Annotated in this window: 20 protein-coding genes; 11 read left to right on the forward strand and 9 right to left on the reverse strand. The window is 43.1% G+C overall.

Translation table 11 applies throughout. The annotated features are described in order from the left end of the window. Positions 1 to 135 precede the first annotated feature (135 nt). Entirely contained in the window at positions 136 to 1,197 is a 1,062-nt protein-coding gene (locus tag AAFN85_RS20985) for a WYL domain-containing protein (protein ID WP_347529573.1), read from the forward strand. Between the two features lie 43 nt (positions 1,198 to 1,240). Next, positions 1,241 to 1,789, forward strand: a complete 549-nt coding sequence (locus AAFN85_RS20990) for an RNA 2'-phosphotransferase (RefSeq protein ID WP_347529574.1) — start codon at positions 1,241 to 1,243, stop codon at positions 1,787 to 1,789. Between the two features lie 312 nt (positions 1,790 to 2,101). Here AAFN85_RS20990 and AAFN85_RS20995 read toward each other — a convergent pair whose 3' ends face one another. Beyond that, positions 2,102 to 2,338, reverse strand: a complete 237-nt coding sequence (locus AAFN85_RS20995) for a helix-turn-helix transcriptional regulator (protein ID WP_347529575.1) — start codon at positions 2,336 to 2,338, stop codon at positions 2,102 to 2,104. A 201-nt stretch (positions 2,339 to 2,539) separates the two neighbouring features. On the opposite strand from AAFN85_RS20995, the gene AAFN85_RS21000 reads away from it, so the two are divergent. Further along, complete coding sequence (locus AAFN85_RS21000) at positions 2,540 to 3,004, forward strand: hypothetical protein (RefSeq protein WP_347529576.1); 465 nt, start codon at positions 2,540 to 2,542, stop codon at positions 3,002 to 3,004. A gap of 58 nt (positions 3,005 to 3,062) precedes the next feature. Here the strand turns inward: AAFN85_RS21000 and AAFN85_RS21005 are convergent, their stop codons facing one another. Next, positions 3,063 to 4,619, reverse strand: coding sequence for a M20/M25/M40 family metallo-hydrolase (locus AAFN85_RS21005; RefSeq protein ID WP_347529577.1), 1,557 nt, complete (start codon positions 4,617 to 4,619; stop codon positions 3,063 to 3,065). Positions 4,620 to 4,780: 161 nt separating this feature from the next. On the opposite strand from AAFN85_RS21005, the gene AAFN85_RS21010 reads away from it, so the two are divergent. The 7 genes from AAFN85_RS21010 (at position 4,781) to AAFN85_RS21040 (ending at position 9,232) form a co-directional block, all read left to right on the forward strand. Next, a complete protein-coding gene (locus AAFN85_RS21010; protein ID WP_347529578.1) occupies positions 4,781 to 5,170 on the forward strand; it encodes a hypothetical protein in 390 nt (129 codons plus the stop codon). A gap of 272 nt (positions 5,171 to 5,442) precedes the next feature. Further along, positions 5,443 to 6,414: a TlpA disulfide reductase family protein gene (locus AAFN85_RS21015; protein ID WP_347529579.1), complete on the forward strand. Its 972-nt coding sequence runs from the start codon at positions 5,443 to 5,445 to the stop codon at positions 6,412 to 6,414. 6 nt (positions 6,415 to 6,420) lie between these two features. Then, on the forward strand, positions 6,421 to 6,714 hold the full coding sequence (locus tag AAFN85_RS21020; protein WP_347529783.1) for a thioredoxin-like domain-containing protein: 294 nt from the start codon (positions 6,421 to 6,423) through the stop codon (positions 6,712 to 6,714). Between the two features lie 137 nt (positions 6,715 to 6,851). Continuing rightward, a complete protein-coding gene (cynS, locus tag AAFN85_RS21025; RefSeq protein WP_347529580.1) occupies positions 6,852 to 7,295 on the forward strand; it encodes a cyanase in 444 nt (147 codons plus the stop codon). An 81-nt stretch (positions 7,296 to 7,376) separates the two neighbouring features. Further along, on the forward strand, positions 7,377 to 8,603 hold the full coding sequence (locus AAFN85_RS21030; RefSeq protein WP_347529581.1) for a thioredoxin fold domain-containing protein: 1,227 nt from the start codon (positions 7,377 to 7,379) through the stop codon (positions 8,601 to 8,603). Between the two features lie 36 nt (positions 8,604 to 8,639). After that, on the forward strand, positions 8,640 to 8,918 hold the full coding sequence (locus AAFN85_RS21035; protein ID WP_347529582.1) for a type II toxin-antitoxin system RelE/ParE family toxin: 279 nt from the start codon (positions 8,640 to 8,642) through the stop codon (positions 8,916 to 8,918). 14 nt (positions 8,919 to 8,932) lie between these two features. Next, positions 8,933 to 9,232 carry a HigA family addiction module antitoxin gene (locus AAFN85_RS21040; protein WP_347529583.1) on the forward strand — a complete coding sequence of 100 codons (300 nt, stop codon included), beginning with the start codon at positions 8,933 to 8,935 and terminating at the stop codon, positions 9,230 to 9,232. 76 nt (positions 9,233 to 9,308) lie between these two features. Here the strand turns inward: AAFN85_RS21040 and AAFN85_RS21045 are convergent, their stop codons facing one another. The 7 genes from AAFN85_RS21045 to AAFN85_RS21075 all read right to left on the reverse strand — a co-directional run bounded on the left by AAFN85_RS21045 (position 9,309) and on the right by AAFN85_RS21075 (position 16,123). Then, positions 9,309 to 9,638: a hypothetical protein gene (locus tag AAFN85_RS21045; protein WP_347529584.1), complete on the reverse strand. Its 330-nt coding sequence runs from the start codon at positions 9,636 to 9,638 to the stop codon at positions 9,309 to 9,311. Positions 9,639 to 9,804: 166 nt separating this feature from the next. After that, positions 9,805 to 11,160: a hypothetical protein gene (locus AAFN85_RS21050; protein ID WP_347529585.1), complete on the reverse strand. Its 1,356-nt coding sequence runs from the start codon at positions 11,158 to 11,160 to the stop codon at positions 9,805 to 9,807. Between the two features lie 124 nt (positions 11,161 to 11,284). Then, complete coding sequence (gene prs, locus AAFN85_RS21055) at positions 11,285 to 12,187, reverse strand: ribose-phosphate diphosphokinase (protein ID WP_347529586.1); 903 nt, start codon at positions 12,185 to 12,187, stop codon at positions 11,285 to 11,287. 67 nt (positions 12,188 to 12,254) lie between these two features. Beyond that, entirely contained in the window at positions 12,255 to 13,673 is a 1,419-nt protein-coding gene (locus tag AAFN85_RS21060) for a nicotinate phosphoribosyltransferase (RefSeq protein WP_347529587.1), read from the reverse strand. A 4-nt stretch (positions 13,674 to 13,677) separates the two neighbouring features. Then, positions 13,678 to 14,574 (reverse strand): NUDIX domain-containing protein, encoded by an 897-nt coding sequence (locus AAFN85_RS21065; RefSeq protein ID WP_347529588.1) that lies wholly within the window; start codon positions 14,572 to 14,574, stop codon positions 13,678 to 13,680. Positions 14,575 to 14,859: 285 nt separating this feature from the next. Next, on the reverse strand, positions 14,860 to 15,546 hold the full coding sequence (locus tag AAFN85_RS21070; RefSeq protein ID WP_347529590.1) for an NUDIX domain-containing protein: 687 nt from the start codon (positions 15,544 to 15,546) through the stop codon (positions 14,860 to 14,862). A 373-nt stretch (positions 15,547 to 15,919) separates the two neighbouring features. Next, positions 15,920 to 16,123, reverse strand: a complete 204-nt coding sequence (locus AAFN85_RS21075; protein WP_347529591.1) for a hypothetical protein — start codon at positions 16,121 to 16,123, stop codon at positions 15,920 to 15,922. Between the two features lie 29 nt (positions 16,124 to 16,152). Here AAFN85_RS21075 and AAFN85_RS21080 point away from each other — a divergent pair, with 29 nt between their 5' ends. Then, positions 16,153 to 18,555 carry a polysaccharide biosynthesis tyrosine autokinase gene (locus AAFN85_RS21080; RefSeq protein ID WP_347529592.1) on the forward strand — a complete coding sequence of 801 codons (2,403 nt, stop codon included), beginning with the start codon at positions 16,153 to 16,155 and terminating at the stop codon, positions 18,553 to 18,555. Positions 18,556 to 18,568: the final 13 nt, after the last annotated feature.

Consider the following 18,568-nt stretch of genomic DNA (forward strand, 5'->3'; position numbering starts at 1 on the left):
AGCAAATTCAATAAATTCAAATAATTTCCCCAAATTCCGGTTCAGACAAATTATCGCAATCAACCAAATCAGAAATCATCATAGATCAAAATCGGTGTAATCAAAAATCAATCGGTGTAATCCCCAAAAACAACTATGCCCGTAAACCGCAACGCCCTCATTCGCTACCGCACTATCGACGGCTGTCTCCAAAACCGCCGCAAACAATGGACTTTGGACGACCTCATTCAAGCCTGCTCCGAAGCCCTATACGAGTACCAGGGTATCGACAGCGGCGTAAGCCGACGAACCGTACAGGCCGATATTGAAATGATGCGCAGCAATAAACTGGGCTACGAAGCGCCTATTGTAGTAATTGATAAAAAGTACTACACCTATGCCGATAAGGGTTACAGCATCACCAATATCCCCATCAACAACCAGGATATGCAGGTACTTGGCGAGGTGGCAGGCCTGCTGCAGCAATTTAAAGGTTTTAGTCATTTTGCCGATATCAGCGAAATGGTTACCCGGCTTGAGGATAAGATCTATAGCCAGAAAACCCGTAGCGTACCCGTAGTAGATTTTGAAAAGAACGACAACCTGAAAGGCCTGGAATGGATAGAGGTGATCCGCAAGGCTATTGTAGCTAAGCGTACCATGTGTGTGACTTATCAATCGTTCAAGGCCCGGGATGCCAGCACTTTTTGTTTCAGCGGGTATTTGCTTAAAGAATACCGCAACCGCTGGTTTGTGTTGGGCTTATCGCACCAACGCAATAAACCTTTGCTTACGCTGGCGCTGGATAGGATCCAGACGGTTGAACTGCACGATGATGATTATATCGAAAACAGGAGTATCGATCTGGCTACTTATTATAATGATGTGCTGGGGGTAACCAAATCGCCGGGGCAGCGGGATACTACCATTATATTTTGGATAGATAATGCTAACGCGCCCTATGTAATTACCAAGCCCTTGCACCATACCCAAAAATTGCTGCGGGAAGAGGCTGATGGAAAGCTGTTCAGCATCAAGGTGATCATGAATTTTGAGTTGGAGCGGGAGCTGTTAGGTTTTGGTGCAAAGTTGAAAGTGATCAGTCCGCGTATTTTGGTGAAACAGATCAAACAGCAGTTGCAAAAAACGCTGGGGCATTATGCTGCCGATAGCGTTATCCCGCAAGGTAAAAACCTGAGTAATTTGCTTAATGAATAAACACGCTGCGTAGCTGGCGCAAGTTTGATATCTTTAAGCCATTATGTTAACTGAAAAAGAAACCACAAACCTTAGCAAATTTTTAAGCCTTGTATTACGCCACAAACCCGAAGAGATAGGTATCACGCTTGATGAGCAGGGCTGGGTGCCTGTTGATGAACTGCTTGATAAACTGAACAAAAGCGGCCGTCCCGTTACCTTCGATGTATTGCAGCACATTGTAGATACCAACGCCAAAAAACGTTTTGCTTTTAATGATGATAAGCTGAAGATCCGTGCCAGCCAGGGCCACTCGGTAGAGGTGGAGTTAGGTTACGAACCTCAAACGCCGCCCGATGTGTTGTACCATGGGACAGGCGAAAAATCGGTAGAGAGTATTATGCAGAGCGGATTGGAAAAACGGACCCGGCAGCATGTACACCTCAGCAGTGATATCAATACAGCCATTAATGTTGGTAGCAGGCATGGCAAGCCGGTAGTGCTGATTGTTGCGGCGGGCGAGATGTATAAGCAAGGTTATCCGTTCTATCTGTCCGAAAATAAAGTATGGCTAACAGACGCCGCACCGGCAGCTTTTATCAACCTAAAGTAAAATTTTGACTTTTATACTAAAACAGTCGAAACTTTATTTTTGAAAATGCTTGCATGTAATGTATCATCGGTGTTACATTAGGGGAAACTATAAACTCAATGCCAAAGCACATCCTAATTATTTACGTATTGGTAGCCTGTTGTGTAGCAGGCATTATGATCAACGCTTTTTTAAAATGCTATTTAAGTAAAAGAGCCAACGAACGCAGGGTACTTAAGCCGGTTCGTGATTAGTAGCATTCAATTTGCTTAAAACGCAAAGTTCCGGATCTGGTATGTGGGCGTGCCGGATCCGGGCATTCCAAATTAGTAGTCATTTATCGGGCATCAGCAAATCAATAATGCTGATCTCTAAAATGGCTGCTATCTGTATAAGGCGTTCAACAGTGAGCGCGGTATAGCCCAACTCGAGTTTGCTATAGGTGTTTTGAGAAATATGAAGCCGGGTAGCCATATATTCCTGCGAAAAGTTTTTCTCTTCCCGTATCTTCCTGATATTTCGTGTTATCTTATCGAGCCGCTCCCTTATTACGGTATGTGTTAGCACCATTATTTGTGTATTTACTAATACTATAAATTATATCTAATTACGAAAAATAAAGCCGACCGGATTTTTTCCATTAAATAATTCTCATTCTTAAATATTGGTATCGTTTATCTTAGATAATTACAGTGATATGGTGTAGCGTATGATAATATTTGTGCGTAACAGCTAAAAACATCTGTTTTACTTTAAACCTCACTTATCAGGATGAAAAAAAACTTACTACTGTTGTTTGTCACCGGATTATTTTACGGTTGCTCGGGCAAAAACGACGGCCCTGCCGCTCCACTTAGTTCTGCTATTGTTGGTAAATGGATAGCGCAAAAAGATACCAGCTACACGTATCACAATAATGACGCACCCATAATTTCTACTGGGGTATTAGCTAATAGTTATATTGTTTTTAACGGGGATGGTACTGGTTTACAGGTTTTTGAAATGTATAAAGATAATTTCTATAATTTCAGATACACTATAACTGATAAAACTATAGCCTATAACGTGCCGGGACAAACGCACGGAAATTTTATTGTTGAAGGCGGGCATGCTACTAATGAAGTGAAATCTATAACATCCAGCAAATTACACTTGTACCAGGAGTCGGAATTTATTCGTCCAGATGGTGAGCACTACAGATCCGTATATAGTATGTATTACGTTAAGGGCAAATAAAAAAGCGGCCAGCAGTGTTATACCTCCGGCCGCTTTTTTATTTTATTTGCTTTAACTGTTAAAACCCATCAAACACAAAACCGCCTTTTTCTACCGGTTTGCGTGGCAGCATTTCGGGGCGGATGCTGGCCTGGTACACAAAGGATGCTACAATGATGGCGGCCTGTTTCAGATCGTCAATTTGCAGGTGGTCGTAATCGTCCATATTGCTGTGGTGGGTGCGGGTTTCGTAATCAATCGGGTCCTGCACAAACTGGAAGCCGGGGATGCCCGCCCAATCAAACGACAGGTGATCAGTTGATCCGGTGTTGGCCATAGTTACCGTTTGTGCGCCAAGGTCATGAAAAGGCGTAAACCATTGCTCAAATATAGGTTTGGTAGCCTGGTTGCTTTGTGCGTAAATACCCCTTATTTTCCCGGTACCATTATCCAGGTTAAAATAGGCCGATACTTTAGCTTGCTCCGGTTTTATTTTTTCGCCCTCGCGATAGTGTTTTTTAATATAGCCGAACGAGCCTAACAAACCCTGCTCTTCGCCGCCCCAAAGCGCTATCCGGATGGTACGTTTAGGTTTAAGGCCCAACGAATCTAACAAACGCACAGCCTCCAGCATTACTATACACCCCGCACCATTATCAGTAGCGCCGGTAGCTGCCTGCCACGAATCAAGGTGACCGCCCAGCATTACCAGCTGCGATTTCAATTTAGGATCGGTACCCGGAATTTCGCCAACAACGTTATAACCATTGGTATCATCAGTTGAGAATTTACCGTTAACATTTAACGAGATCTGCACTTTTTGACCTGACGAAATCAAACGCTTGATTTTCTGAGCATCTTCCATCGCCATACTTACTTGTGGTACAGTTTCCGGATCGTTTAGGTGGTAGCCGTAGTTGCCTTGTACAAATACAGTTCCGTTCACGTTACCACGGCCTGTATTGATAAATGCCAATGCCCCGGCTTTTCTGAATATCAGGTCGGAAGTTTTGAAAATTTTCATGTAGTTCTGATACATGCTGATCATCCCGGCAGGAACCATATAAGTATCCTTCAGGTTAGCCAATGCAGTATCGGCCAGGCGCTCGGCCGATGGTTCGAAATTAGCTTTGGTGCCGGGAGGGTTGCCTACCACCATCACAAATTTACCCTTAAAATCGGCAGCGTGGCTGGCCAGGTAGGTGGTATCCATGGTTTGGGTGGGGTTAAGTACCACAACCTCGCCGGTTACAGTACCATTGGTGTTGGTGCTCCATGGGTTAGGGTAAGCCCTGATCTGCGCGGCGTAAGGCGCACGCATCATAATACTGAAATCCTGTATTTCCCAGCGTTTGCCAAAAGTGCCCCAGCTTTCGGTAGCAGCGTTTGCCATTCCCCATTTTTTCATGGTTTCTACGGCCCATTTGGCGGCCCTATCATACCCCGGCGAGTTGCTAAGCCTCGGCCCCGAAACATCTGTAATATAATGTGCAATCTGCGGGATTTGCGAGCTGTTCAACTCCGCCCGGCGGATACGGCCGAAGATGGCAGTATCAACAACTTCCTGCTGCTGGGCAAAACCGCTAATGCCTGCCAGCAATAAAGCTGTAGTGAAAGTAGGTTTTAAAAAATTCATAGTGAGGGTTTTATGTGGGAAGATAGATAAAAAAAATAAAAAGCCCTAACTCAAAACCAATTGTTCAAAACTGTGGTGCGGCATAACCTTATTTTGCTATTTGATAATCTGCATTTAATTAATCAGCTTTGGCTTAAATCAAATTATAAAAACTAATTGGTGTGAAAATAACAGTACTTATTTCCCGCGTTTTATTGGGTATTATCTACCTCATATTCGGGTTGGATTATTTTTTTAAGTTTATCCCTTATCAGCCGTTACATCCGGGCGTAACAGGCGCTTTTGTAGCCGGATTAAAAGGTGTAGGATATTTTTATCCCATGATAAAATCTATCCAGATATTGGGCGGATTGTCGCTTATGTTTAACCGTTATCCGGCCTTTTCGGCCGTGGTGCTTTTTCCCATCAGCTTAAATGTGTTGCTTTTTCATACCATTTTAGTGCCTTCGGGATGGCTAATGGGTGTTACGTTAATGTTACCAAATGTGCTTTTGGGAGTGGGCTATTGGAGGTACTACAAGGCAATGTTTACCATGAAACCGGTTGTTTGATTGTAAAAAATATATGACCTAAATAATGTTTAGCGCTGATAAACTGTAATTTAGATGTAATAAACACAAATGGTTTAGCATTTAATTTAGCATGTTAACTAAATATGTGTTACTTTTACACAATGATTAGTGGGCGTTCCCAAAACGCTCATTGATTTGTGATAAGGTTTAGGTTTAAAGCCCCATGCAGCGAGTGCTATGGGGCTTTTATTTTTTCTGTTCGTTAAAATATTTTATTTTGGCTTGCGTTAACAGCATATATAAACCACCTAATGAAAACTTTATCACAAACCCTGCTGGCCTTAGGGCTGATTGTTTTTTCTATTTCCGCACAAGCACAAAATGTCTCTTCAAAAAAAGTATCAACAGGTAATAAAATAAAGGACGGGCATAAGTCTGTTGTTTCTAAAATCAATTCGAATAATGATAGCGCTGTAATTGTAAAACCGCAGGCCATTCCTACAAAAGGTTTTCGGGTATATGGTACTATAAAAGGTGTGGATAAAGGCGTTATTCATACCATAACACATAACAACACTCCGGGCGATAGCGCGCTTATTGTTGATGGGAAATTTATCATCACCGGAAATATGGATGAACCGGATAGGAAGGGGTTTATCATTACTCCCGGTAACTGGAGTTTTTCGCTTTTGATGGAAGATACCACCATCACGGCTACAATTGATACTGCAGATGCGCTACACCAACGCGGAGGCGGAGTTGATTACCCAATGATATGGCATGTTGACCAAACCGGATCTGATTTTGGAGACACCTACACCCGTTATTTTAATGAAACCGGCCAGTCCGCCGCTATCTCGCTCATGAAGCAACTTAAATTCGCTAATGCGGCAGATAGGGCTTCGATAATGAGCAAAATGGATTCGTTACGCGGATCAATGACTGAAAAGCAGAAAACGTGGATAGAAAATTATATCCAAAAAGATCCAACCTCTGTAGCCGGTGTTTTTATATTTAATGAATTTTATCACACCATGTTGTCGGCCAATCCACCCAAGGGATATTTACTATCGATGGTTGGCAAGTTTAGGGGTAAAGCCACTGCCTATAAGGACTATAAATCACTTTCAGACGAAGCCGGGAATTTAAAAAACAGGGATGCCAATACCGTTGTGCCCGATTTTACTTTACCACAACGGAACAACGCTAAGTTTAAGCTATCGTCAAAACGAGGCAAAATTGTTTTGATTGATTTTTGGGCCAGCTGGTGCGTGCCTTGCTGAAAAGCCATCCCTGGTTGGAAGTCGCTATACGCAAAATATAAAAGCAAAGGTTTTGATATGGTGAGTGTTGCCGAAGATGATAACCTTAAAAATTGGTACACGGCACTTGATAAAGAAAAAATGCCATGGACACAGGTGGTTGACGATTTTTCGGATAAAAAACCCAGCGCTAATGTGTTAGAGTTGTTTCCTTCGCGCTACATACCGCTTTATGTGTTGTTGGATAAAGAGGGTAAGGTGATCATTACCGGGAACGACGATGTTGTTATAGCGAAAAAGATAGCCGAGATATTAGATTAACATTCACGAGCGTTTGTTTACTTATTGCATTAAGGCAATATTGATATAATCATTGATTAATACCATTAACAGCCCGAAAAGCACCACGTTGGTAAAGTAGCAACCAATTAGTTTTGATATTAAAAAAAAGTATCAAAATGAACAGGACAACCGCTACCGAAATTATCATCAGGCAAATCAAAAATAAACAGGTTAAATATCAGCAACTGGCCGATGCTATTGGCCGTAGCCTGGTATGGACAACGCTGGCCCTACATGGCCAGGCCGTAATGGAAAAACACGAAGCCGAAAAGGCAGGCGAATTGCTTGAACTGGACGCCAAATTAGTGACTTCGTTACAAGAAATACCGGATAGGGGATCATTGCCGCAAATGCCGCCTACCGATCCAACCCACTATCGCTTTTACGAACTGTTGCAAGTTTACGGCACAACGCTAAAAGCCATTATTAACGAGCAATTTGGCGATGGCATTATGAGCGCTATTGATTTTACCATGGATATCAGCAAAGTTGAGAACCCGGCAGGTGATAGGGTTAAAGTGGTAATGGAGGGTAAATTTTTGCCGTTTAAAAAGTGGTGAGATATCGCTGGAGCGATTTATTTATATTAAAAGCCTGGGGTTGTGGTTAGGCTAAACTGCAAAAAATGGTAGCTTTATTGTATGAAACCTCACACACTTTGTTTCTGCTTATTACTAAATCTGCTGCGCCCTGCACACGCGCAGCAAGGTAATGGCATCCACTTTTTTAGCGGAAGCTGGAAGCAATTGCTAACCACCGCCCAGGCAAAGCATCTGCCCATTTTTGTAGATGTATATACCGATTGGTGCGGCCCCTGCAAGCGCATGGAAAAGGAAATTTTTCCACTTCCTGAAGTAGGCAAGTTTTTTAACAATAATTTTATCAGCTACCGCCTCAATGCCGAAAAGGGAGAGGGACCGGGCATTGCCAAAGCCTTCGGTGTAAGTGCTTACCCAACCTGGCTTTATCTTGATCCTAAAGGTGTGCTGCGCAGTAAACGCACCGATTATATGCCGGCTGCCGAATTTATCGCCGCGGCAAAAGCCGCGTTGGGCAACGATAGCACATCGCTACGGTTATCGGCATTAGACGCACGGTTTGCAGCCGGCGAACAGAGCAGATCATTCTTTCATACTTACCTTGAGGCGAGGACTGCCGTACAATTGGATAATGCCAAAATATTGGATGCCTATGTAGCCACCCTGAAAAAGCAGGATCTGAACACCGCCGAGCTTAGTTTCCTGCTCAAAAACTGCGGTCGCACATGGTCGGCAGCAGTGCCGTTGATTGCCGAAAACCTGGGCGTATTTGATAGCGCCGAACAAAAACAGGTAGCCAACAATTTGTTTGAAAATACCCTGTACTTTGCCTGGGGCGATGCCGCCAAAGCCGGCGACCGGCAAACAGCCCTACAGGCAATGGCTATTGAAGAAAAGTTGTACCCGCTATTAACTGAAGCCGCCCAACTAACCGCCGACCACGCTGCCTTATACCATTCGCGCAAGCTGCAGCTTACCGATGGCCTGAAAAAAGCAGGCTACCGTTTGGCCAATAAACAAATGGCTGTTGATACCACACAAGCTCGCCAAAAGGACAAAGAACTGTTTGATAAAGTGATGGGGCCATTTTTAAGCGGGCAACAGGATAGCACCAAAATACCGGGCTTTGCCGAGGAGAAGCGTTTGGCCGCCAGGCAGTATTCGGGCAATGTGGCTACGCTTTTGTATGAGGTTGCGGATGCCTTCAGGGAGTTATTGCCGGGGGATGATACCGCGCAAAAGGATGCTACCAAATGGGCGGAGCGGGCTTATTTTTTGGTGCCTAATGAGCACACGAAAGCGTTGGTGGGGAGGTTGAAGGGGAAATAAAATTGTCATGTGTCATATAACGCATTATATTTGTATATGATCGAAAGCATCCGCTACAAGGGGTTGTTATTGTATTACACCGAAGGAAACGGAGCAAAATTGCCAGCCAATCAGTTGGCCAAAATATCACGTATTCTTGATGCTTTGGATGCTATATCGTCTGAAGATGATATCAAGCAATTAGGATCTGGGATTCATAAGCTAAGTGGAAACCTGAAGGATTTTTGGTCGATCAAAGTTACTGCGAATTACCGTATCATCTTCCGGTTTGAGGATGGAAATATTCATGATGTTGATTATATCGACTATCATTAAAAAAGGAAAGTATTATGTTGAAACGCAAATTACCACCTAATCATCCCGGTCTCATTTTAAAAGAAATGTTTATTGACGAACGGGAATTAACAATTACCGAAGTAGCGAAAGGCCTGGGTATGGCCCGTGCTAATCTCTCGGCTATTGTTAATGGTCATACAGGCATCAGCCCGGAGCTTGCTATTAAGCTATCTGTTGCATTTGGCAATACACCGCAGTTTTGGATTAACCTTCAAAATAATTACGAGTTGTGGTATGCTGAGCAAAAGGTTGATCGTGCAAGCATTCAGCATTTTTATAAGGCGAGTGCTTAATATCGTTGGTCGGAATTTAGCAATAAAGCAGCTTCGACAGGAAATGGGATTGTTATATAAATAGGCGATCTATTATTTACCAGGTAAATGCTTCATAACCTATGCCATTTTCTTTTAAATACTTCTGAAATTCGGAGTAAGATTTGTTTCCGTTTATTTTCTGGGCTATAGTTTCAACTAACAAAAGCTTTTGGCCAACCTCAACATTGTTTAAATGATATAGCTTTTCAAGTTCGGCATCTTTTACGGTTATGTTATATTCATAGTCAGAATCTCCATGGAAATTTTCAACCGTTGTGCCGATATCGTAGCCTTCAAGTATTAGTGTGTTATCTTTCCAGCCCAGGTTTATTTCAATTTTGATTTGTTGGGTTTTTAGGAAGAAGAGTTGCTTTTGGAAATCCATGTTTTTTAATAATATGAGTTGGGGACAAGGATTAATAATTATAGTTTGTTGGCAAGGCGAATTTAAATCTTTTATCAGCGCTGCATACCCGCGCCGAGGCGCATGGTGTAAATCTAAACACGCGGCACGCGTGCGTCAGCAAGGTGGGGACAGATCATCAATTAAACTAAGCCTTTTCTTCGAATATAAATTCTAATTGGAGATTGGATGGCTTTAAGTCTAACAGTTCTTTGGTGTCAAATCGTCTTTCAGAAAACAATGTAATCTTATTATTGAATTGTGCATTTGAAGTTGAGTACGATATTTGATTAGTTTTTTCGTCTCTCATTTCTATAAGATTTCCCTTGTCTAAGTCAAGGTAATTCTTATAGTTTTGAATCAAACTATTGAAAATAACCACACAATATTTTGTATCTGGCATATAGAAGCTCAATGATTTTTCTTTATTATTAATATTGAAATTTAAATTAACCCAAACGTTTATAAGATCTAAATTGTCTGGATCTTGTCCGATTTTAACATTGAAATTATCACCTACTTTTATACAAAAGTCTTCCTGTTTTTTAAATCTTTTTTCAAGTAAGGTCATTTTTTGGATTAAATCTCCATTAGATTTCGGATTCATTCGCTTGCCCGACTTATCATGAGGTACCCACGATTCACCATTATTAATAGCACTAAAACTATCATTTGAACTCCAAGTGAGTAATCTTCCAGTCCACATTATTTCGTTGCTTTCATTTACTTCCGTTGCTGTATCAAGTGTATCATATTGAAATATATCGTTATCAATAGATGTGATTTTTAAATATTCTACTGCAATTAATTCTAAACTTTTATCAACGAACTCGGGCTTTAATACTATGTTGTCGGTATTTCCATATAAAGCTATCGAAGGATACATAACTCCGGAAAAAGTATCACCCATTAGTAATTTATTAGCAATAGCTATACTTAACTTATATCGATAAGTTTCTTCAACGGGGATTTTCCACGTGAAAATATCCGCTAAGTAATTATATACAAGTGTGTTTAATTCGTTGTATCCATTTGTGGATTTTACAAATTCATATAAATCTTGTAAATTTCTTTTACTTTTTAGTGCGTCGCGGGTCTTAGTAGTAAAGCCCACGTGGTTTAGTAACATTGAGTCTTTAATATTCCATAAACCCATTATCAAGGTATCTCCTACTTTGACATTCAATTCTTTAAATGGAGCAGATTTGCCAATACTACCATAGAACATTGATTGCCCTATATCGTTAACCCTTCCGTACGAGTTCACATACTGTGGCTTTGGGTAGGTAATTTCTTCAATATATTTCGGTTTGCTACAGATTCTGCCCCTTAATATAGTTATTTCATTAGGATCAAAATATGGAGCATTAATAGTGTATCCTGCAAAAAATGGAAAAAGCAGTTCTTCTAAATCTTTAATGGTGACTGTTTTAAAATTTACCTTGGCAAGTTCTAAGATTGCTTTTTCTATATTTTCTTTATTTAATTCAAGTTTTTGTTCCATATCAATAGAGTTTATTTGCTTTTATTAAGCCTATTTAGCCTTTATATATCACTCGCTATGTAGGGTGTTGTATGGCGAAGTTTAAAAACAGAGCAATCCATTTACTAATTTCTACTTTTCCCTCTCACCCACAAATCAACCCCGCCACACTCTTCACCTCCACAAAATCATCCCCCTCCAAATCCTTACAATTTACATGCGTATCGGTACAGATCAGCTTCTTAATAACCCCGCAACTCTTTAACTTTTCAATCCCATCATTCACAAACAAGCCATGCGTAGTGATCACATAAATATCACCGGCACCCGCGTTTTTGTAGGTTAAGGCGGCGTTTACAATGCTGCCGCCCGAGCGGATCATGTCATCATAAATAATAACCGTTTTGCCGGCTACGTCGGCGTTGATGGCACTTACTTCGGTGTGGTCGCCTTTTAGGCGGCGTTTGAGGATGAAGGCGGCATTTACACCCATATCGTTGGCTAACGATTCAACCCATTTGGCGCGACCGGCATCGGTGCTGGCCATTACAAAATTGTCGCCGCCGTAGTGGGTTGCTGCCTCAATTACAATATCCTTGCAGTACACGTGTACGGGGTACAGATCCTGCTCAAAATAGTACTGGATGCCTTCGCTATGCAGATCGAACAGCATTACCTTGTTGCCCCGGTTTGATTTGGGTATGGCCGAGAGCAGGCGGGCGCGGGTTTTGGCGGTCACAATTTCGCCGGGTTTAACGGCGCGCTCCATAGTGCTGTAGCCAAAGTAGGGGATCACCAGCGTAAGCGAGTCGGCACCATAACTAACCAGCGATGAGGCCAGGTCATACAGTTCGAGGGTAGCACTATCGCTCACGGTACCGCCTATCAGCAGCACTTCTCTGCCTTCTACGTTGGAGAGAATGCGCTGGTAGCGCTCGCCATCGGTAAAGTGACTTACTTCAATTTCGCCGCGTTCGCAATGGCCAAGGGCCAGTACTTTTTCGGCAAGGTATTCGTATTCGGTTATGGCAAAAAGTAGTTTTTTCATTTTTTTAAGCTGAAAGCAGAATGCGTAAAGCCTAAAGCATTGCTTGGGCTTGTTGTTCTGCTATTAATTATTGATTCTGCAAAGTGTTGATTACCTGCTCAAAGGTAAATTCTTTCACAATATGGCCGTTCTCAAAAACGGTTTGCAGCTGGTCGACCAGTTCGGGTTGTTCACCTTGGTGAATGGTTTTATAGCCTTCGGGAGTTTTAACCAGTTTTAGGCGGCCACCTTTGCTCTTTTTAAAGCTCGGGGTAATGTTGCCGTTGGCATCCATTTCGGTAGGGCTTTTTTCTACGTTAACTTCGTTACCATCTATCACAGCGGCGCTGCATTTCAATGCAAATTTCTGTGTGTCACGGTCAACCTTTTGCAGCAGCGCACCGCCCATGCCCAGCACCAGGTTTTCAGCGCTGATGCCGTTGGCTTTAAGTGCTTCGTATATTACACCGATCTCGGTATAGTTAACGCCATCGCCCTGGATCACCCTAACCTGTGGTGGCAATACTTTATAGCCTTTGGCATTGGTAGTAAAGCCGAACTTATCAAACAAGATATTGAAAATCTCGAGAAGGGTGCGTACCGGGTCGCCGCTGTCGGGGCGAATCACCAGGGTGCCGTCGCGTTTCAGGATCTCCTGTTTCAAATCCTCGCCCCAGTACTCGCTACAGGCACGGAAAATATTAAAGCTATCGCTCACGCAGGCAATAACGCCGGTAGGGAAGCTGCGCAATACATGTTTAAATACCTCCAGCTCACCTTCCTGGCCAAGTAGGGTGCAAATGCTGTGCTCGGTTGCAGGGATGCTGAGACCATGCACCTTATCGGCATGATAGTATTTAATAGCCATGCCAGAGCCGGCCAGGTTGTCGCTGCCTGCAAAACTGAGCAAGTGCGCGGCACCACCAATTTTAGCGCTCTCCACGCTGCTCACGCCACGGAAGCCGAAGTCATTCAACACAAAACCTATCCCGCCAAAGGCTTCGGGTGTGGCGGTTTCTTCGTAGTAGCGGGTAACCACTTTTTTAACCTCGTGGCTAAGGCTGGCTACGGTGCAAGGGTACCAAACCTGCATCAGCAAAGTTTCTAAAAAGTTGGTGAGCCAGTAGCATTCCGGGTCGGTATTTTCGATGGTCATGAGCACATTGCCGGTGGGTACGCTGGTACCTTCGGCTACGGCTTTAATGCGCACAGGCAGGTGACCGTTGTGTTTATCCGATATGTATTGAAACTTGCTGCAATCAAACACATCATTACGACCAAAAACCTGTTTCAAAAACTCGCCGGCCTCATCCATATCTATTTGGTTAAAGGCGGGGCCTTGCAGGTATTCTTTCAAAAAATATTGCAGACCGAAAAAAACAGTTTCGTTAAACATACCCCCACGGCTTTCCAGGTAACTGTAAATTTGGGTGGTGCCGGGGTAGTAAAATTTATGATGGGCGTATTTATATGCGTCGGCTAATAAGATCAGATTTTCCTTTTTCATGGCTTTAGTTTTTTAGGTATTTGCCGGTGATGAAATTAAACAAATCAACATGTTCTTCGCTTACTGAGCCATCTTTTATCATTAATGGCAGGTCGGTAAGTTTAAACCAGGCCAGGTCGGCAATATCATCCTGGGCCTGTGGTTCGCCTTCAATAAAATCGCAGCTAAACAGCAGGGTAATGATTTTATCTACCTCGCTGCGGTAGCGCCAATCGTTTATTTTGGCCGATGTTTCGTACTGCATGGCGGTGGTTTGCATCTCGCCGCACTCTTCGGTAAGCTCGCGTTTGGCAGCGTCTTCGTAACAGGCATCTTCCGGATCAGAAAAACCACCTACAAAGCGCCATTTATTGTTAATGGCCTTTTTGCCAAGTAATATCTCGCTGCGGTTATTCCTGAACAGGGCCACATCAACCGTTGGGTACACTTTGGGGTATTGGTTGTAGTAAGCGTAAAGGATACCGGCGCGGAAATCGTTCGAATCAAATACCTTATCGGCATATTGTTTACGCAGCTCGGTGGCATTGTAGTCTCCATGTTCGGGCAGTTCAACGGTTTCAAACTTGCCGCTGTAGTAGGGAATAAAGCTATCGCGGCTGCCGTATAAACAAAACTGCTCGGCGCTGAAAACGCTTTTCAGCAGGTTATCCAAATTCTCCGACCAGATCTTGTCGCTCGGGTTATCACTTATCGGTAGAACAATTACCTCGGGGTAATCCTTCTTGATCATTTTTTCGCGGGTGTAATAGTCGTAAGGGTTTTTGCGGCTGCCTTTAATGGGGCTTACACCCAGCAAAATGATGAGCTTGGCGTGGTTTTGCTTAACCTGAGCAATCAACTCCTTATGGCCTTCGTGAAGGAAAGGGGTTTGAAAGCGTGCTATAATTACTGCGGTTTTCATTTGTATTTTGTGTTAATTATACGCAAATATAAATATGTGTTTTAAATACGCAAATTATTTTTTCATTTTTTTGCGATTGATGCTTAGCTAAAGCGGGGAGGGGCGGGTTTTGTTTGGGAGGATTTATCAATAGCCAAGAAAAATTGTGCTAACAACCACAGGCTTAAAAGAACATGTCATTGCGAGGAACGAAGCAATCGCACGGAAGCATAGCCGCCCTGTATAGCATGCGATTGCTTCGTTCCTCGCAATGACATGGTGGAGAGGTGCTTGAGCTATATTAACTTATATCTCAAAGCTGATCCCTTCCTTCTTCAACTGAAAATACTTTTCTTCGTTAAAGCGGAACAGGCTGCCCGGGCGTCCGGCACCTTCAAGGGCTTGTTTTTCGGTCGTTTCTTCCAGGAAACCGTATTTGGTGATCTTCTTTTTAAAATTACGACGATCAAAGGGGCGGTCGAGTACGGCGAGGTATAGTTTCTCCAGTTCGGAGAAGGGGAATTTTTGTTCCAGTAGTTCAAAACCTACCGGTTGGTACAGCATTTTGCTTTTAAGGCGCTCATGCGCTACGCTAATGATGGTAGTATGGTCAAAAGCCAGCGACGGGAGTTTTTTAATATTGAACCAGGCTACATCGCTGGCATCGGTATCGGCTTTTACCTCAAAAGCATCAGGGCGTACAAGACCGTAATAAGTAATGGAGATCACCCTATTACGCGGGTCGCGGCCTGGCTGACCGAAGCTGTAAAGTTGCTCCAGGTAGGTTATGTTGATGCTTGTCTCTTCACGAAGCTCGCGCTGAATAGCATCTTCTAACGATTCATCGTTGTGCACCAATCCACCAGGTAATGCCCAGTTGTTTTTAAACGGCTGGATATTGCGTTTAATGAGAAGGACAGATAAACCTTCTTTGGAGGTATATCCGAAAACTACGGCATCAACAGCAACTTTTATGTTTTGGGTACCCGGCATACTACAAAGTTAGTTAAAGGGAAGTGGCGGGGCAATAGGATAAGTGTGAATGGGCGTTAAAAAGATAAATTGGGCCTTGCATATGAAACAATTAATAATGGGTGTCATGCTGAGCCTGTCGAAGCATGGTGGGGAGGGCCTCTGCGCGCGACCCTTCGACAAGCTCAGGGTGACAGGCCGACCCGCCTGATGTCATATAATCCTTCAGAGGCCCCGGCCTTTATTTACTCAGCATGACAAATGGGAATATGTCATATCCCGTTCAGATGCCTCCGTTTCTAATTTACTCGCAATGGAGTAGCATCTAAAGTTTTAATTGTATTATAAAATACATAATATTTCTGAAATGTTTATATAATATTAAGCGAAATTCTCATTTTACAACCTCAATCTCTACCCGCCTCCGTTCATTCCGTTCATTCTTATTCAGTCGTTCACTTTGTTCATAACCGTTCACTCGTAAGGTAAAACGGCTTTTCTGCCTTAACTTTCGGTCAAATAATAGCGTAGTAAAACTGTCGCCCCAATCATTGTAGCTGCTTATTATTTCTACCTTATGGAAAAATAGCTTTATCATGATTGTTGGCATTTTAATAAAATGTTAATATGGATAAATTGGACCTTTTAGCCGACAAGCTTGATTTTGTGTACAAACGGGAAGAAGCCCCCGGCGATGTACGGAGCCTCGTAGCCATTTGCATCAACTACTGGTACGTATTTGTTATAGGCATTGTAGCCTGCCTGCTGGGGATGTTCGTATACATTCAGTACGAACCGAGCAAATGGAGCATCAGCAGTAAAATTATTGTGGAGGATGATAAAAACTCGCCAACCAAAGCGCTTACCAATGGCGTAAACTCCGATCTGGCTTCACTGTTTGATATCAAGAGCAATGCCGATAACGAGGTGAAAGTGCTTAAATCGCGCAGCCTGATCAAAAAGGTGGTTTACCTGTTAGATCTTAACATTCACGTTTATGATGATAACGGCTTCCGCAAAACCGAAATGTTTGAGGATGCCCCATTTAAAGTAAATATCGGCTACAAAACCGATAAACTTACTTTAGCCGAGTACTCGCTGGAGATAATTAACAACAATACTTTCCGGTTGGTGAACACCAAAGGCGGCGAGGATGTTGCCGGTAGTTTTGATAAACCGGTAAGCCTTGATCAATACAATCTTACTATCCATAAGACACAATATTTTAAGCCAGGCGATTATAAGTTAAAAATTCAAACCCCTAAACAGGTTGAAAAAGATTTGGACGAAAACCTGGGCGTAGGCCTTGATGATAAGCAAGCCACTGTTATCGATCTAAACCTTAGCTATAACAACCCACGTCGCGGCCAGCAGATATTACAAAAACTGATGGACGTGTACCTGCAAAACAACCTGGCCAACAAGGTGCGTATTGCCGATAGTACCATGAAATTTATAGACAGGCGCTTAGTAGTAGTAGGCGCCGAACTGGGTAAGGTGGAGAAAAACCTGGAGCAGTATAAAGTTCGAAACAAGATCTCGGATATTAACGCTCAATCAAAAGCTTTAATTGAAGGTGCAAACAGCTATCAAAACAAGTTGAACGAAAACGAGGTGCAGCTGGCCATAGCAAACGATCTGTTTAAATATGTTAGCGACGCTTCAAATCCGCAGGTGGTGCCAAGTTCATTGATCACTAAAGATATGGCCTTTGGTACCGCGATAAACGGCTACAATGAAATGCTGCTGCGTAAAGAGCAGTTAAGGATGACACTGACCGATAACAGCGTGGTGATCACCAATCTCGATCAGCAAATTGAACTGGCTCGCAAGGCTTTGTTAAGCAGCCTCAGCAACTATCGTAACAGCTTGCAGGTATCGCAAAGCGCGGTTAAAAAACAGAATGCCGGTATTGAAGATAAAATAACCAGCGCCCCTACTAAAGAACGTATTTATCTTGACTATGCCCGCGAGCAAAGCCTGAAACAGGATTTGTACCTGTTCCTGCTGCAAAAACGTGAGGAAACAGCTATTTCGCAAACGGCTACACTATCAAGTTGCCGCATTTTAGATGATGCCGATGCTGATGAAAAACCTTTTGCACCTAAAAAATCACTGCTTTATCTGATAGCTGTTGCCGCAGGGCTTTGTATCCCGGCCGCGGGTATCAGCGTTAAAGAAATGCTGAACACCCGGATCCACACCAAAGCTGATATTGATAAGCATACCAGCGTACCGTTGTTTGGCGAGATAAGCCGGAGCGAAAAACGGGTAAAAGCATTGGTTTACAACGATGCACGATCAACCATTGCCGAGGAGATTAGGGCCTTACGTACAAGTCTCAAGTATGTAACGGATAACAAAAACTCCAACGTGATCATGTTCACCTCCAGCATGAGTGGCGAGGGTAAATCATTCATTTCGCTAAACCTGGCCAATTCCATTGCGCTTACCGGCAAAAGAGTGGTGCTGCTTGAACTGGACCTGCGCAAGCCTAAGCTGCTTAAAAACATAGGTGGCGTTAATGATGAGTACGGCTTTACCAACTATGTGATCTCGCCGGATAGTAATATTGATGACCTGCTTAACCCATCCGAAAGCAACCCTAACTTCTTCTACATTTCATCGGGCCCGGTACCGCCAAACCCTGCTGAATTGTTGATGGACGACAGGCTTAAAACCCTTATCGATGACCTTAGGAAACGGTTCGACTATGTAATTATCGATACCGCACCGGTAGGTCTGGTATCCGACGCATTGATCATTGAAGAGCATGTAGATGTTACGTTTTATGTGGTACGCCAAAACTATACCCTTAAAACGCAACTGGGCATAGTGAACGATCTGCATAAAACCCGTAAGGCTAAGCATATGTACCTCATTGTAAATGATATTGAGATGCGAACAAACAGCATAACGGGTTACGGGCATGGCTACGGCAGCTACGGTTACGGATCGCCTTATGATGATGACGACAATAAAAGCAAGGTGGCCGAATGGCTTAAAAAAATAAAAATGAACGTTTGGTAGTCAATTCTTCTTC

This window comes from Mucilaginibacter sp. CAU 1740, from assembly GCF_039839285.1.
Classification (GTDB): Bacteria; Bacteroidota; Bacteroidia; order Sphingobacteriales; family Sphingobacteriaceae; genus Mucilaginibacter.